At 61.6% G+C, this 14,566-nt stretch carries 12 protein-coding genes; 7 read left to right on the forward strand and 5 right to left on the reverse strand.

Annotated features, from left to right (window positions below; all coding sequences use genetic code 11):
- Positions 1 to 10 precede the first annotated feature (10 nt).
- Both ACIGJE_RS19715 and ACIGJE_RS19720 read right to left on the reverse strand, forming a co-directional pair.
- A complete protein-coding gene (locus tag ACIGJE_RS19715; RefSeq protein ID WP_483678531.1) occupies positions 11 to 892 on the reverse strand; it encodes a universal stress protein in 882 nt (293 codons plus the stop codon).
- Positions 889 to 2,385 carry an APC family permease gene (locus tag ACIGJE_RS19720; protein ID WP_311935132.1) on the reverse strand — a complete coding sequence of 499 codons (1,497 nt, stop codon included), beginning with the start codon at positions 2,383 to 2,385 and terminating at the stop codon, positions 889 to 891. Before ACIGJE_RS19720 ends, ACIGJE_RS19715 begins: the two co-directional genes overlap by 4 nt.
- 257 nt (positions 2,386 to 2,642) lie before the next feature.
- On the opposite strand from ACIGJE_RS19720, the gene ACIGJE_RS19725 reads away from it, so the two are divergent.
- A complete protein-coding gene (locus ACIGJE_RS19725; RefSeq protein ID WP_311935134.1) occupies positions 2,643 to 3,200 on the forward strand; it encodes an Lrp/AsnC family transcriptional regulator in 558 nt (185 codons plus the stop codon).
- Positions 3,201 to 3,221: 21 nt separating this feature from the next.
- Positions 3,222 to 4,139, forward strand: coding sequence for a carbon-nitrogen hydrolase family protein (locus ACIGJE_RS19730; RefSeq protein ID WP_311935136.1), 918 nt, complete (start codon positions 3,222 to 3,224; stop codon positions 4,137 to 4,139).
- 5 nt (positions 4,140 to 4,144) lie between these two features.
- On the opposite strand, the gene ACIGJE_RS19735 is transcribed toward ACIGJE_RS19730, so the two are convergent.
- A complete protein-coding gene (locus ACIGJE_RS19735; RefSeq protein ID WP_311935138.1) occupies positions 4,145 to 4,978 on the reverse strand; it encodes an aldo/keto reductase in 834 nt (277 codons plus the stop codon).
- Between the two features lie 498 nt (positions 4,979 to 5,476).
- On the opposite strand from ACIGJE_RS19735, the gene ACIGJE_RS19740 reads away from it, so the two are divergent.
- Entirely contained in the window at positions 5,477 to 5,785 is a 309-nt protein-coding gene (locus ACIGJE_RS19740) for a hypothetical protein (RefSeq protein WP_068295966.1), read from the forward strand.
- A 173-nt stretch (positions 5,786 to 5,958) separates the two neighbouring features.
- Positions 5,959 to 6,714, forward strand: coding sequence for a 2OG-Fe(II) oxygenase (locus tag ACIGJE_RS19745; protein ID WP_311935141.1), 756 nt, complete (start codon positions 5,959 to 5,961; stop codon positions 6,712 to 6,714).
- A gap of 47 nt (positions 6,715 to 6,761) precedes the next feature.
- Here the strand turns inward: ACIGJE_RS19745 and ACIGJE_RS19750 are convergent, their stop codons facing one another.
- Together ACIGJE_RS19750 and ACIGJE_RS19755 are read right to left on the reverse strand one after the other, a co-directional pair.
- Positions 6,762 to 8,006, reverse strand: a complete 1,245-nt coding sequence (locus tag ACIGJE_RS19750) for a polysaccharide biosynthesis/export family protein (protein WP_311935143.1) — start codon at positions 8,004 to 8,006, stop codon at positions 6,762 to 6,764.
- A gap of 192 nt (positions 8,007 to 8,198) precedes the next feature.
- The gene (locus ACIGJE_RS19755; RefSeq protein WP_311935145.1) at positions 8,199 to 9,302 is read right to left on the reverse strand and encodes a glycosyltransferase; all 1,104 of its coding nucleotides are present in this window, start codon (positions 9,300 to 9,302) and stop codon (positions 8,199 to 8,201) included.
- A gap of 945 nt (positions 9,303 to 10,247) precedes the next feature.
- Here ACIGJE_RS19755 and ACIGJE_RS19760 point away from each other — a divergent pair.
- The 3 genes from ACIGJE_RS19760 to ACIGJE_RS19770 all read left to right on the forward strand — a co-directional run bounded on the left by ACIGJE_RS19760 (position 10,248) and on the right by ACIGJE_RS19770 (position 14,217).
- Entirely contained in the window at positions 10,248 to 10,859 is a 612-nt protein-coding gene (locus ACIGJE_RS19760) for a sugar transferase (RefSeq protein WP_376717656.1), read from the forward strand.
- A 164-nt stretch (positions 10,860 to 11,023) separates the two neighbouring features.
- Positions 11,024 to 12,181 carry a glycosyltransferase family 4 protein gene (locus ACIGJE_RS19765; RefSeq protein WP_440727311.1) on the forward strand — a complete coding sequence of 386 codons (1,158 nt, stop codon included), beginning with the start codon at positions 11,024 to 11,026 and terminating at the stop codon, positions 12,179 to 12,181.
- 341 nt (positions 12,182 to 12,522) lie between these two features.
- Positions 12,523 to 14,217 (forward strand): CpsD/CapB family tyrosine-protein kinase, encoded by a 1,695-nt coding sequence (locus tag ACIGJE_RS19770; protein WP_483678536.1) that lies wholly within the window; start codon positions 12,523 to 12,525, stop codon positions 14,215 to 14,217.
- Positions 14,218 to 14,566: the final 349 nt, after the last annotated feature.

The following is a 14,566-nucleotide window of genomic DNA, read 5'->3' on the forward strand; positions in this document are numbered from 1 at the left end:
CGGTAATCCCCTACTCGTCCACGCGCGGCAGGATGAGGCAGGGCACCGGCGAATTATGCGCGATCTTGCTGGAATTTGAGCCGAGGAACACCCGCATCACGGGCCCGAGGCTGCTCGACCCCACGACCAGCAATTCGGCATTCGCCCAAAGCAGCGAATCGAAGGCGGCCTTCCAGTTCTTGCCGTCGCCGATCTCCCCCGAAATCGCGACGGGACCGTCCCAATGATCGAGAACGGCGGCCTGTGCGGCGCTCGCCTGTTCGCGCAGGGTGTTGGAGACGATGTTCTCGGCATCATAGCCCGCTCCGGTCGGATACATCTGCTTGTCACGCACCACCAACGTCACCAGGCGCAGGGGAACGCTGAGCAATTGGGCCAGGTCGGCACTGCGCCGCGCCAGCCCCGGCGAGGTGGTGCTGCCGGCAAAGGCGCAGCTCAGCCGCCGAACCTGTGTTCTCGCATCGGCCGAATAGCCCCTCGGCGCCACGGCGACCGGCAGATGGGCCGAGCGCAGCACATCGGTGGTCACATGTCCTTCCCCGAAACGCCCCAACGGGGCGGCACGGGTCGACCCCAGCACCAGGCAATCGGCATCGATGTCGGAAGCGACCTGCAACAGGCCTTCACGCGCCGACGGGGCAGAGACGATGACGAATTCGGCCTGCACGTCGGGAGGCAGGCTCGCTCTGGCTTTCTCCTGCGCCTTGGTAGCATGCTGGTGCAGGAAACTGCCGTATTCGCCATCCACGCGGGCCGGCGACGGCGGACCCCAGGTGTCGGGCGTGACGGTACATACGACCAGGGAGGCGCCGCAGGAACGCGACAGCACCGCACCGAGGGCGAGCGCCTCGCGCCCGCCCTGATCGGCGGAAAGGCCAACCAGATATTTCATTGGGCTGCCTCGCCGACTGCGTTGTCAGGAGCCTCCAGCCGCGAATGGCGGGCCGAATAGGTGAAGTATAGCAGCGCGGCGATGGCGATCCAGACGCCGGTAATGGCGAAGACGATGCCGCTCAGCCTCAGGATGAGATAGATGCAGGCGATGATCGAGAGGATCGGCAGGACCGGACCGAACGGAACCCGGTAGCCGCGCTGCATGTCGGGCTGGGTATAGCGCAGGATGAGCACGCCCGCCGAGACCACGGTGAAGGCGACCAGCGTGCCCATGCTGGTGAGATCCCATAGCAGGCCGGCCGGGACGAAGGCGGCGATCAGCGCAACGAAGACCGAGACGATGATGGTGCAGGCGACCGGGGTCATGGTGCGCGGGTTCACGTCATGAAAGATGGCCGGCAGCATGCCGTCGCGAGACACCGCGAACAGGATGCGCGACTGGCCATAGAGCACGATCAGCGTGACCGAGAAGATCGAGATCACCGCGCCGGCCGCCAGGAGATTGGCGGGCCAGGCTGCACCGGTGATGTTCTGGAGGATGGTGGCAAGGCCCGCCTCCTGCCCGCCGAACTGGCTGGCAGGCTGCACGCCGAGGGCGGCAACGGCCACCAGCACATAGAAGCTGGTGACGATCACCAGGGCCGAAATGATGGCGAGCGGCAGGTTGCGCTTGGGATTGACCACTTCCTCGCCCGCCGTCGACACCGCGTCGAGGCCCACGAAGGTGAAGAAGATCGAGGCCGCAGCCGCCTGCACGCCGTTGAAGCCCTTCTCCCCGAAGAAGGGCGTGAAATTGGCGGCGTTGAAGGCACTGCCGGCAATCACGATGAACAGCGTCAGCACCGCCAGCTTGATCAGCACCATGATGGCGTTGGTGCGCGCCGATTCCTTGGAACCGCGCAGCAGCAGCAGGCAGCACAGAGCCACCAGGATCACGGCCGGCAGGTTGATCAGGCCTGAACCATCACCGAAGAAGGCCATGGCGAACGGGTTGTCGCTATCGGGAAGGGTGATCGGTCCCTTGGTCATCCAACCCGGCAGCACGATGCCGGTCAGGTTGCTCAGGAGCTTTTCGACATATTCGGCCCAGCCGACCGCCACCGCTGCGGCGGAGATGCCATACTCCAGCACCAGGCAAGCCGCCACGAAGAAGGCAACGCCCTCGCCCAGCGTGGCGTAGGCGTAGGAATAGGAGGAGCCGGAGACCGGGATCATCGAGCTCATCTCGGCGTAGCACAGCGCCGACAGCCCCGCCGTGACGGCTGCGATGACGAAGGAGATCACCACCGCCGGGCCGGCCACGGGCACCTGCTCGCTCAGCACGAAGAAAATGCCGGTACCGATCGTGGCACCCACGCCGAACATGGTGAGTTGGAACAAAGTAATGGAACGGCCGAGATGACCGTGGCCATCGCCGCTGTCGGCGGTATCGGCGACCAATCGACTGACTGGCTTCTTGCGGGTGAGCCGCTCGATGAGGGATGACGCCATGCTTTCACTTCCCCTGGATTGCCCTTGCGGTGCCTTCTTATTGTGCGCCAGTGTAGCTCCCGGCCCAGCAAAAGTGCTGCCAAATTTCCGTCACATTTCAACACTTGCTGCTGCCGGAGCATGGCGACACGCAAGTTTGTGCCGCTCGGGGCCCGCGCTCCGTCTTGACGAGATCACCCGCAAGGTATCCTCATGCCGCCTTGAAAGCGGGCCCGCCGGAATCGCGGCGGGAGGTCGAGCGGCAGGGAGCGAAGCATATGAAAGACGATGATGGCTCGATCCGGCTCGACCAGGTCGACCTGCGCATCCTGGCGCGTCTGCAGGCGGATGCCCGCGCCACCAACCAGGAACTGGCCGATGCGGTGGGCCTGTCGCCCAGCCCGTGCCTCCAGCGTGTCAAACGCCTCGAAAAGGCCGGTGTGATCTCGAGCTACCATGCCAGCATCGACATCGCCAAAGTCTGCCGGCATGTCGACGTCATCGCCGCCGTGACCTTGAACAGTCATGGCCTCGATGACTTTCTCACCTTCGAAAAGATGGTGATGGGCATGCGCTATGTGGTGGAATGCACCAAGGTGAGCGGCCCGATCGACTATCTGGTACGCTTCGTCTGCCCCGATATCGGCTCCTACCAGATGCTGTCCGATGAATTGCTGAAGCTCGGGCCCAAGATCGGCAATCTGTCGAGCTATATCGTGCTGAAATCGACCAAACCCTTCAAAGGCGTGGCCCTCGACGATCTCGTCGCTCCACAGCCGCGTTCCATGCTCCGCTTGGATTCCGCCGCGAAAACGGCTACCCGGCAAGTGGAGTGAACCTATGAGAACCGGAAAAACATGTCAGGCCTTCACCCCGAGGTGAACGACGCATCGGCCCCGCTGCCGCGGCGGGACAATTCCCGTTTCCTGATCGCCGGCATCCAGATGCCTGTGCCGGTCACCGGCCAGAACATCGCGGCGATGGCCGCGCAGCTGGAAAAGGCGGTCGCGCTCTATCCCGGCGTCGACATGGTGGTGTTCAGCGAGCTTGCCGCGCATGGACCGCTGCATGCCTGCGCTTCAGCCGATCCCCTGGCCGACGAGGCCATCTTCCAGGCGCTGGCTGCCAAGCATCGCATCTGGATCATTCCGGGCAGCGTCTTCGTCGAGCGCGACGGCAAGACCTTCAACCATGCCGTGGTGATCAATCCTGCCGGCGAGATCGTCGGGCGCTACGACAAGATGTTTCCCTTCATGCCGTTCGAGGCCGGTGTCACCGGGGGCAGCGAGTTCCTGGTCTTCGACGTGCCCGAGGTCGGTCGTTTCGGCCTGTCGATCTGCTACGATATCTGGTTCCCGGAGACCACGCGCACCTTGACCTCGGCGGGCGTCGAGGTGCTGATCCACCCGGTGCTGACCGGTACCACCGATCGCCAGGCCGAGCTTGCCATCGTCCAGGCTACCGCGGTGATGTTCTCCTGCTACGTCTTCGACGTGAACGGCCTGGATGGCGGCGGTGTCGGCCGCTCGCTCGTCGTCGATCCGACCGGTGTGGTGCTGCATCAATGCGGCCAGGCCACCGAGATCTTCCCGATCAATATCGATCTCGGCCTGGTCAGGCAGGTCCGGGCCGAGGGGGCCAATGGTCTCGGGCAGGTCCTGAAGTCCTTCCGCGACAAGAATGTCGTGCTGTCGACCTATGCCGACAATGGAAGCTCGGCCTATCTCGACAGCCTCGGTCCCCTGGTTCCGATGCGCAAGCGCGACTGGTCCTGACCGGCTCAGAGCATCTCCAGACCCTGCTTGCGGCGTGGTGGCGGGAAGGCCGCATCGAGGCTGGCGCGATCGGCATCGCTCAGCTTGATCGCCAGCGATCCTAGATTCTCCTTCACCCGTTCGGGATGACGGCTCTTGGGAATGGCGACGATCCCGGGTTTGTCGAGTACCCAGGCGAGCGCGATCTGTGCGGGGGTGGCGCCATGGTCGCGCGCGATCGCGTCCAGCACCCGGTGCCTGGCCAGTGCTCCCTGCTCGATGGGAGAATAGGCCATGATCGGCATGGACCGCTCGCGGCAATAGCCCGTCAGGTCATATTCGATTCCGCGCCGCGTCAGATTATAGAGCACCTGGTTGGCCTGGCAGTCCGGGCTGATCGCTTCGATCTCCTGCATATCGTCGACGTCGAAATTGGAAACGCCCCAGCGCAGGATCTTGCCGGCCTGCTTCAGGTCCTCGAAGGCGGCAATCGTCTCTTCGAGCGGCGTCGAGCTGCGCCAATGCAGGAGATAGAGATCGATGCGGTCGGTGCCCAGCCGCTTGAGGCTCTCCTCGCAGGCGCGAACCGCCTGGCGGCGGCCAGCATTCGAAGGCAGGACCTTGGAGACGAGATAGGTCTGATCGCGCCGTCCCGCGATTGCCTGTCCGACCACCTGTTCGGCACCGCCGCTACCATACATTTCGGCGGTATCGATCAGGCCGATGCCGAGATCGAGCCCGGCACGCAAGGCGGCGACCTCGGCTCCGGCCTCCCGCCTCGCCTCGCCCATGCCCCAGGTGCCGAGCCCGAATACGGGCATGGCGGAACCATCCGGCAGCCTGGTGGTGGAAATCGTCATGGTCTTACTCCTCGTAGCGGCACCAGGAACACTGCGGTCCCTGCCGCAGCGACGATCCTATCGTCCGCTCCGCCGGATTTCGACCCTTGCCCGCCGATCACCGTCCAAGATAGGAAAATCGATGTAAAAATCGGCGCCTACCCTCCCATCTCGCCTCGACACCGCCGGTTTCCCATACCTCTTTGCGGTAGATGAGGAGGAAAAAAGGGGTGACGGAAAGGCCATGCCGGAGATAGGAACCGACAGGCTAAGACAGCCGTTAAACTCCTGCCGGCCTCTCCTTACGTCATCCGGCACTGTGACGGCAGCATGACAGCTACGTCTCCTAGCCGCATGGTGGAATGGATTGCTACTTTCGGCCGAGGCGAAAAACGTTTTTCCCGCACCACCCCAAAAATACCCCGCAAATTTGCCGGTCTGCATTTTGAGATCGATTTCATTAAGTTGTCCGGGAGCAATCTACCTTCCATTTGAACGACCCCAGTGAGCTAGGCATCCATGAAAGAGCCGAAAGACCCGGCCATCGCAGCGGCACTCGAATATGAGTTCGCGACGCATGACGCGATGGCCAATCTCAGGGACCGTAGATCCCCGGCAAAGGTCAAGGCCTGCCTCCGCTGGGCCGACGCCCTGTTGCAACTCGAAGCCCTACCCGAATCCGACCATCGCCGCGCCGGCGATTTCCTGGCCATGCGTGGCAAGATTCCGATCGAGGCCCGCAGGATCATCACCGATGCCATGGTGCGCCTGGATGCGGCCGCCATGGCAGCCGAGTGCCGCTTCGCCAAGACACAGACCAAGCACTGATCCCGATACGTCCGAACGCCTCCGAACCGCACCGCGCGCCCTTGCACGCGGTGTCGTCACGTTTGATGACCTATGGTGGAGTATAGAGGCAGGCAGCAGAGATCGGAATGTCGGTTCGGCCGGGCCGGCCTAAAGTCATCGTGAACCCATCATGATGACGAAAGGACAAGCCCATGTCCGGCCTGCCACGCCCCCAGCCTGCTTCCCTGCCTGTTCCCAACGCCTATGGTGTCGACCGGGTCGCGGCCTATGATTGGCAGGGGCTGACCCGCGAACTCGATGATTACGGCTGCACCGTGCTGGATGGCCTGCTTTCGCCGGAGGAATGCCGGGGCATCGCCGATCTCTATGCGCGGGAGACGCATTTCCGCAGCCATGTCCATATGGCGAGGCACGGCTTCGGCCGCGGCGAATACCGCTATTTCGCCTATCCTCTACCGGCGCTGATCGGCGAGCTCAGAACCGCACTCTATCCGCATCTTGCCGCAACCGCCAACGCCTGGAACCGGCGCATGGGAATTGAGGCAGGCTATCCGGCCGCACATGCCGATTTTCTAAAGGCCTGCCACGCAGCCGGTCAGAACCGCCCGACCCCGTTGCTGCTGCAATATGGGCCCGGAGACTTCAATTGTCTCCACCAGGATCTGTATGGCGACCTGGCCTTTCCGATCCAGGTTGCCATTCTCCTCTCTGAGCCCGGCCGCGATTTCACCGGTGGCGAATTCGTCCTCACCGAACAGCGGCCTCGCATGCAGAGCCGGGTCGAGGTCGTGCCCCTGCGCCAGGGCGATGCCGTCGCCTTCGCCGTGCATAACCGGCCGGTCCAGGGCAGCAGAGGGTCCTATCGCGTCAATCTGCGCCACGGCGTCAGCCGCGTTCGCTCGGGACAGAGGCACACATTGGGCCTCATCTTCCACGATGCCCGATAAGACGGCACCGGGAAGGCGGCATGCTCCGCCTTCCCGGTGCCTGGCAATCAAGGTTGCGCCGAAGCGGAAGAGCGCGGCACGATCTCCTGGCCGTTGGGTGCTGCGCCGATGCGATCCACTCTCACCACGTCGCCGGGATAGACCGGGTCGGCTTCATTCGCCTCGATCGTCTGCGTCTTGTCTCCGACCCGCCGGATGATGGCAAAGGTCAGCTTGCTGTTGATGTTGCCGATCTGGGAGACGACAGCCTGCGGCGCCTGCACCTCGGCGTTGTAGATGAGCCCCTGCGTCGTCGTCGTCTTCTCGGCATTCACCGAGATCTTGCTGCGGACGTCCGAGATCTCGGTCAGAATGTCGTTGCGCCGCTTGTTGTGCAGGTCGACGACATCGCGTTCGGCCTTCGAGATATCCTGCTGCGCACGCAAGATCAGCAGATCGATATCCAGGCGGTTGCTTTCGAATTGCGAGACGTTCTGATCCAGCGCCAGTTTGCGCGAGGCGACAGCCAAACCCTTGGACACCAGGCCGTTGACGTTATCCAGTTCCTGCTTGGCCAAGTCGAGCTGGCGCTCCAGGGACTGGCTCTTGGCCTTGAGAGATTCGACCTCCGAGCCGAGCAGCTTCTTGGTCTGGTTGATCGCATCCTCCTGTGAGCGCAATGCCTGCTTGCGTGCCTCAAACAGGAGTTGCTCCTCCTTCATCATCTGGGCGATCTGCGGCGTGTCGGCCTGGCTCATCAGCTCCTTGGGGAAGGTTATGGTGTCGCTATCCCGCAATTCGGCATCGAGGCGCGCCTCGCGCGCCAGCAGCCCCAGCCGTTCCACCGCCAGGGTCCGCAGATCGCCGCGATTGACCAGGCTCTCACGCTGGAAGCTGAGAAGCCCGAAATCGGAGACACGCAGCACCCCCCCCGCCGTACTGATGGCCTGGAGCACGGTGAGGCCGGGCTTATAGGGATACTGGCCGGGCGTGGTCACCATGCCCAAGATGTAGAAAGGCCGGTAGGTCGACACTTCCACCGAGGCATCCGGCCGATTGGAAAGGCCGATGCTGGCCTGCAGCTTCTCGCCGATCAGGACAGACAGGTCGCCCGTGCTCTTGCCGGCCGCCGGAACCTCGCCGATGAGCGGCAGGGATACGTTGCCGGACGCGCCCACGACGAATTCGCCTGTCAACGCAGCCCATTCATGCACCTCGCTCGAGGAAGCGCGCCAGTCATAGACCCTGATCTTGAGCTTGTCTTCCGGCCCGAGCAGATAGGGCTCGGCCAGCGCCGTCGTCGCGATCCCCATCGTGGCAACCACTGCGGTCAGCAGGCCTGTCACCAGGCGACGCAGGCTTGCACGTCGTGATTTGCGGCAAAACGAGGCCCTGTGAAATGCTGAGAAACTCATGGGGTTCAATACCGTCCTTCAATGAACGAGCCTTACGGGAAGGCCTGATCCGGTCTGCTTTGAAATAACGCAGTGATGCTCTCACATCGACTATGCCTGCGTGCTTTTTTCATGCACGCGCCGCTCGACATAGGCGCGCATTTTCTCGGTGAAGACTTCCTTGCCGAAACCCGCCGCATGGGCCGTAATCGCCGAGGGGTCGATATCCGTCTTTTCCAGGCGCTCGATCGCATCAATGATGGCTTCCACGCTCTGGGTTTGAAAGAACACCCCGGTCCTGTCGGCAATCACGGTTTCCGTCGCCCCTCCCCGCCCATAGGCGATCACAGGACGCCCGCTGGCCATGGCCTCCACCGGCACGATGCCGAAATCCTCCTCGCCCGGGAACACCAGAGCCCGGCAACGGGCATAATGATGCTGCAGCGCGCTGAAGGGCTGCGGCCCCAGGACCGAGACGGTCGGCCCCGCCATGGCCTTGACCTTGGCGAACATCTCGCCGCCGCCGATGATGACGAGTTTCCTGCCGGTTCGGTTGAAGGCCTCCACCGCCAGGTCCGGCCGCTTGTAGCTGACCAGTTCACCCACCATCAGATAATAGTCTTCGAGTTCGGACGTCTCGACGGGGCGAAACGCCGCCGTATCGACGGGCGGGAATATGACATCTGAATCGCGTCGATAATAAGACTGGACGCGGCGAGCCACGGTCTTCGAATTCGAGACGAAATGATCAACGCGTGACGCAGAGGCTGCATCCCAGTTGCGAATATAATGCGCGATCGGGGGCATCATCATGCGAGTCAGGAAGCCACTACGCTCGCGGTAGTCGTGGAACATGTTCCAGATATAGCGCATGGGCGAATGGCAATAGCAGATATGAACTGCATCCGCCGGCGGAACGATGCCCTTCGCAGGCCCGGATTCGCTGCTGATCACCAGATCGTAGCCGCGAAGGTCGAGATTCTCGAGGGCCATCGGCATCAGGGGCAAATAGGACTTGTAGAGGCGATGGGCGGCTGGCAAGCGGCTGATGAAGGACGTCGATACCTTATGGCGTCGGATCACCGGCGACACGGCGTCGGGCCGATAGACATGCGTGAAGATGTCGGCCTGAGGGAAAAGCTCGCAAAGCGCCTCGATGACCTTTTCGCCGCCGCGCATGCCGACGAACCAGTAATGTACGATTGCAACTCGCATTGCACCAATTCTTCCTGCGGGCCCCAAGTCGAATGCCCAATTCAAAGCACAAATACAGTTTTCGCAGCTCGCACCAAAGCATTCGGGCGTACGACGAAGGGGGTAATCCGCCCCATCCCGCCGGAGCGCGAAACGCCCGGCAAACTGCGACGGGGTGACCGCAAGCTTTGCGGATTAGCACATGCGGGCCGGCCACGATGTGCGTTCTAGCACACATCCCGCCTGGGTGGGCTATTCGGCCATTTTTGGCCTGAAACCCGCCAAATTCCTAGCGAGTCCCCGCGAGATTGCGCTTTCGATACTATCCTTTCTCTCCCTTTGAAGGCGCCTCCCATGACGATGATGCTCTCCCGGCGGTGCCGAAAGCGGGGCGATCCTATTCGAGAGTCTAGGATAGGCTACCCATACACTCCCCGAGCATAGGGAAAAATACGGCGGAGAAGCAGAAAATTAAGCCAGCCAACCTTCCAAAGAGATAGACCTAACCCGTTTCTGCGATGCAGCATCCCCCTTCACCTACCTCCTAAACGGTATGGATTTAATCAAACTCTATCCTTTTTGGATAGGGGTATGCCTCTAACTCAACGCAACGGTAGGTACTAACCCCCCCAAATTCCAACAGCCCTAATCCTTGATTTCCAACACGAAATTCAGCAATTCAGGATCAATAAATTCATCCAAATCAAAACACGCTTCGGCTTGTGTTTACAAACGCCGGCAAAAACTTCCAAACGCCGCACCAAGCCCGATTTTGTTTTGGTTGCCGCAGCGCAACATGCTGAACGGCAACTCCACCCGGGATGAATAACATAGCGTAACGCAGCACTCTGACCGAGGCGAGAGATGGAAAACTTGGCTAGCTCGAACAGTCTTAGCCGTATACCCGGCAAAGACGATGCTTCCTTGTTCAAATCAAACAAGCAAAGAAGCGGCCTATCCCTTGAAATGGCAAAGGGAGGCAAGCGCGTGCTCGACATTGTCACTGCCTCGGCCGCACTCGTCTTCCTGCTGCCACTTTTCATGCTGCTGCTCGGCGTGCTGCTCGTCCTTCAGGGCCGGCCGATCTTCATTCGGCACAACCGCGTTGGTCGTGGCGGCGCACTCTTTCCGTGCCTCAAGTTCCGCTCGATGGTGACGAACTCGGACGAGGTGCTGCGCGAGCATCTGGCCGCCAATAGTGCGGCCCGCCAAGAATGGGAAGAGACCCACAAGCTCAAGAACGATCCGCGCATCACCCCGCTCGGCCAGTTCCTGCGAAAGTCCAGCATCGATGAGCTGCCCCAGCTCCTCAACGTCATCCGTGGTGACATGAGCCTCGTTGGTCCCCGGCCGATCGTCCGCGACGAAATGGTGCGCTATGGCGCCCATATCGAGGACTATCTCAAGGTGCGGCCCGGTCTCACCGGCCTGTGGCAGGTCAGCGGCCGCAGCGATGTGTCCTATCAGCATCGTGTCAGCCTCGATGTCCGCTATGTGCGCGAATGGAGCCTGTGGAGCGACATCGTCATCATCTTGAAGACGATCCCGGCCGTGTTGCGTCCCTCCGGCTCCTATTGAGCTTGGTTCAAGAGTCGGCCGCAGTTCAAGCGATCGAGTAACTGTCAGCCTTGCGCCCGAAGCACCACCGACTTCGGGCGTCTTTTTTTGACCGCTGTGGCTTGTTCAGCCGACGCCTCGCACGCTGGTCCTCAGGTCGCTTGCATCGAAAGGGAAGGCCTGCGATGAACGTCGACACATTGCCGCAATCGAGCGCGATTGACCCGGCTCCCGCCTCACGAGCTCTTTCGGCAACCATGATCGATCCGCTTTCCTTTGCGATCAACGGGCGCTTCCTCACCCAACCGGTCACCGGCGTGCAGCGCTATGCGCGGGAAATCACTGCCCATCTCGACGAACTCCTGCATCAGCAAGGAGGGCAGGCCAGCCTCTATCTGCCGGACAGCGGTGACGTTCCCGCCTACCGGGCCATCCAGGCCAGACGGTCCCAACGCTTGCGCGGGCATTTTTGGGAGCAGATGGAACTGCCCCTGCTCGATCGCCGCTTCCTGCTGAATTTATGCAATCTGGGACCGGTCGCCCGCAGCAGGCAGGTCGTCTGCATCCATGATGCCAATGTCGCCAACATGCCGACGAGCTACAGCCGGGCCTTTCGTGCCGTTTACGGGACGCTCCTGCCCCTGCTGGTTCGGCGCGCCGCCGCGATTACCACCGTCTCGCATTTCTCGGCGGGAGAGCTTGCCCGTCATCTGCCGATCGCCCGCGAAGATATCGTCGTTCTGCCCAATGGCCACGAGCATGTCTTTCGCTGGAACGCATCCCGCTCCTCGATTCGCACCAAGCACCGGTTCGAACGGCCCTATGTCTTCATCATCGGCAGCCGCGCCCGCCACAAGAATGTCGCGATGGTGCTCGATCTCGCCCAAGCCCTCGACGAGCGCGGCATCGACATTGTCGTGACTGGCGGCCAATCCAGCATTTTTGCCGCGGAAGAACACCGGGCCCCCGCGCCGAACGTACGTTTCATGGGCTTCGTCGATGATGACGACCTGGCAGCCCTGCTGCAGGGCGCGTTGTGCCTGCTGTTTCCCTCCTTCACCGAGGGTTTCGGCCTGCCGATCGTCGAGGCAATGGCGCTCGGCTGTCCCGTGATCTCATCCGATCAGGCCAGCATGCCGGAGGTGTGCGGCGATGCGGCATTGCTGGCGCCGCCCGACCAACCTGCTGCTTGGCTCCGCCATATCGAGAGTCTGGCCGGCTCAGATACCTTGCGTTCCACGTTCTCCGAACGAGGGCGCAAGCGCGTCGAGGCCTATTCATGGCGGAAATCGGCCCAAGGTTATCTCGACCTCATCCGCGAGAGGCGGTCCGGAAAAGCATGACGTATTCCTGGAAGTCATGCCGTCGCCACAACATGTTTCCACCGTATGATTTGAGCTTGGCTTGCCGCGAACGGGCGTGAGCCAAACCTTCCACCATCATGACCAATAGTATTGCGAGCCAAGCATTGCGACTTGCCTTCCCTAACTCTATAAGCGCGATATTCGACCTGAACTCTGCATTGCCTGCGCGGAACCAGCCGCGCGGCAGCGCACTGCCTCCAGGCTTTCCGCAATGTGACATGTTCGAGCGCGCTCGAACCGGATCGTTGGGATTGCCCGCGATCCCGTCGTTCCAATGTCGCCCTGTTCATGGATTTTGTTGAAGGTTCGAGGCCGCTGACATGCTCTATCTCAGGCCGCTGAATGATCAGCCCACGAGTTTCGGCTTGCGCGACATTCTCGTCGAGATCATGCGCTATGCCCGCGGCCTGGTGCTGTGGTTCATCCTCTGCGTCTTCGCCGCGATCATCTACATCGTCAGCACCCCGCCGGAATATTACGCAGCCTCCTTCGTGATTCTGGAGCCCAGAAGCTCCTTCTCAAGTTCCCAGGGGGTGGATCCCGGCCTTCTGCAGACCAATCTCGACAATTCGCAGATCGAGAGCCAGATTCAGATCGTGAAATCCGAACGGGTTCTGCGCCTGGTGTTCCAAACGCTGAATCTGCAGAACGATCCCGAATTCGTCGGCCCGCTGCCGGCCCAGGGCGTGACGCCGGATCTGGTCAAACGCCATGATGCAGCGGCCTTCACCACTTTCAGCGACCGCGTCACGGTACGTCGAATCGGGCAATCCCTGGTGCTCGAGATCGGCTATCGCTCGAAATCCGCCGCCAAGGCCGCCTCGATCGCCAATTCGATCACCGCCGCCTTCATCCGCGACCAGATCGATGCCAGGTCTCTGTCCATGCAGCGCAACAATGAATGGCTGCAAGGGCGCATCGACGAGATCAAGGGACAGCAACAGGCCATCGAGGAAGCGGTACGCAAGGGTGTCCTGCCTGATCGCCAGTTCTCCGCCTCCGACGCCCGTATCATCAGTTCTGCCGCCGAGCCCCTTTCGAAAGCCTATCCGCAGACGAAACTGATTCTGCTGCTGGCGGCTTCCTTCTCCCTGCTGACGGGTCTCGGTGCGGTCAGTATTTTTCACACGCTCAACCGCACGCTGCGCGCCAAGCGGCATGTGCAGCGCGAGCTCGGTCTCAATTGCATCGGCATCATCCCCTTTGCGACCGACGAGCGCGGCTCCGGCCTGCCGCACACCCTTGCAGACCTCCGCAGTGATCTCGCCAAGCTGCCGAAAACGCTGGTTGCCGCGATTAAATCGCTGCGGCTATTCAGGCGGCGCCGAACCGATTCGGATGACAACTACTTCGCCTATGCCACCTCGAAGGCGGGCATGCTCTCCCCCTTCGCCGAAAGTCTCAGAGCCGTGCGCACGGCGATCATGGGCAAGGAGCAGAGTTCCGGCGCGCGAGTCATCGGCATTGCATCGTGTCTGCCCCATGAAGGCAAGTCCACCATCGCCGCCAACCTGGCCCATCTGTTCGCCGCGAGCGGCCGCCACACCATGCTGATCGACTGCGATCTGCGCGACGATGCACTAAGCCGTCACTACGCTCCGGATGCCCGTTATGGCCTGAGCGAAGTTTTGCAACAGCGTGGCAAGCAGATCACCGCCTCCGCGATCAATCTGGTTCCTCGTCTCGACTTCATTCCTGCGAACAGGGCTGGCGGCTCGGTCGATATCGATCTCTTCATCGGTTCATCCGTCATGCAGGAACAGCTCAACGCGCTGAACGCCTATGATTGCGTCATCGTCGATCTGCCTGCCATGAGCCTGTCTTCCGACGTCAAGGCAGTGGCACCGCTCCTTGATACGATGATCTTCGTCATCGAGGCGGGCCGCACCACCAGCGACGACGTGACCGAGGCGCTCGATACCTTGCAGCAGGCCAATGGCAAGGTGATGGGCGCCGTGCTCAACAAGGTGCCGAGGCGCGACTGGCCGGTGCTCCTACGCCGCCCGCGCGCCTGACCTGGCACACTGGGTCTATCTATCGGGGCCGCTCCCTCAGCGTTCGCCTTTCATCAATTCAGGGATGCTGCTTCGCCGTCCTTACGATTCAGGCCAGCTTCCCTCTCGGGGGAGCCTGCTCGTACGACCGAGGCAGCAGGAAACCAACCCGCTCGCCGTTTGGCCGATGGCTGCTGGTTGCGACGCCATTTGCCATCGCAACCGAGCCAATCGGCTTTCCCATTTACCCCAACGTTCGCCTCGGTTCATTTCGGGGTACCGCCTTTGAGTTAGAGAGTACCTAAATCGGTCCCGACTTTCACTCGCTTCCTATCAACATTGCTAGATTGAATCAGAGCAGAGCTTGCAA

Source organism: Labrys sp. E2SS-1L (genome assembly GCF_057073705.1).

Bases quoted from the DNA above. Each gene is read 5' to 3' on its own strand.
- ACIGJE_RS19760 (WP_376717656.1), top strand. From the start codon at position 10,248: ATGGCAAAGGGAGGCAAGCGCGTGCTCGACATTGTCACTGCCTCGGCC.
- ACIGJE_RS19730 (WP_311935136.1), top strand. From the start codon at position 3,222: ATGTCAGGCCTTCACCCCGAGGTGAACGACGCATCGGCCCCGCTGCCG.
- ACIGJE_RS19765 (WP_440727311.1), top strand. From the start codon at position 11,024: ATGAACGTCGACACATTGCCGCAATCGAGCGCGATTGACCCGGCTCCC.
- ACIGJE_RS19770 (WP_483678536.1), top strand. From the start codon at position 12,523: ATGCTCTATCTCAGGCCGCTGAATGATCAGCCCACGAGTTTCGGCTTG.
- ACIGJE_RS19720 (WP_311935132.1), bottom strand. From the start codon at position 2,385: ATGGCGTCATCCCTCATCGAGCGGCTCACCCGCAAGAAGCCAGTCAGT.
- ACIGJE_RS19725 (WP_311935134.1), top strand. From the start codon at position 2,643: ATGAAAGACGATGATGGCTCGATCCGGCTCGACCAGGTCGACCTGCGC.
- ACIGJE_RS19735 (WP_311935138.1), bottom strand. From the start codon at position 4,978: ATGACGATTTCCACCACCAGGCTGCCGGATGGTTCCGCCATGCCCGTA.
- ACIGJE_RS19745 (WP_311935141.1), top strand. From the start codon at position 5,959: ATGTCCGGCCTGCCACGCCCCCAGCCTGCTTCCCTGCCTGTTCCCAAC.
- ACIGJE_RS19740 (WP_068295966.1), top strand. From the start codon at position 5,477: ATGAAAGAGCCGAAAGACCCGGCCATCGCAGCGGCACTCGAATATGAG.
- ACIGJE_RS19755 (WP_311935145.1), bottom strand. From the start codon at position 9,302: ATGCGAGTTGCAATCGTACATTACTGGTTCGTCGGCATGCGCGGCGGC.
- ACIGJE_RS19715 (WP_483678531.1), bottom strand. From the start codon at position 892: ATGAAATATCTGGTTGGCCTTTCCGCCGATCAGGGCGGGCGCGAGGCG.
- ACIGJE_RS19750 (WP_311935143.1), bottom strand. From the start codon at position 8,006: ATGGGGATCGCGACGACGGCGCTGGCCGAGCCCTATCTGCTCGGGCCG.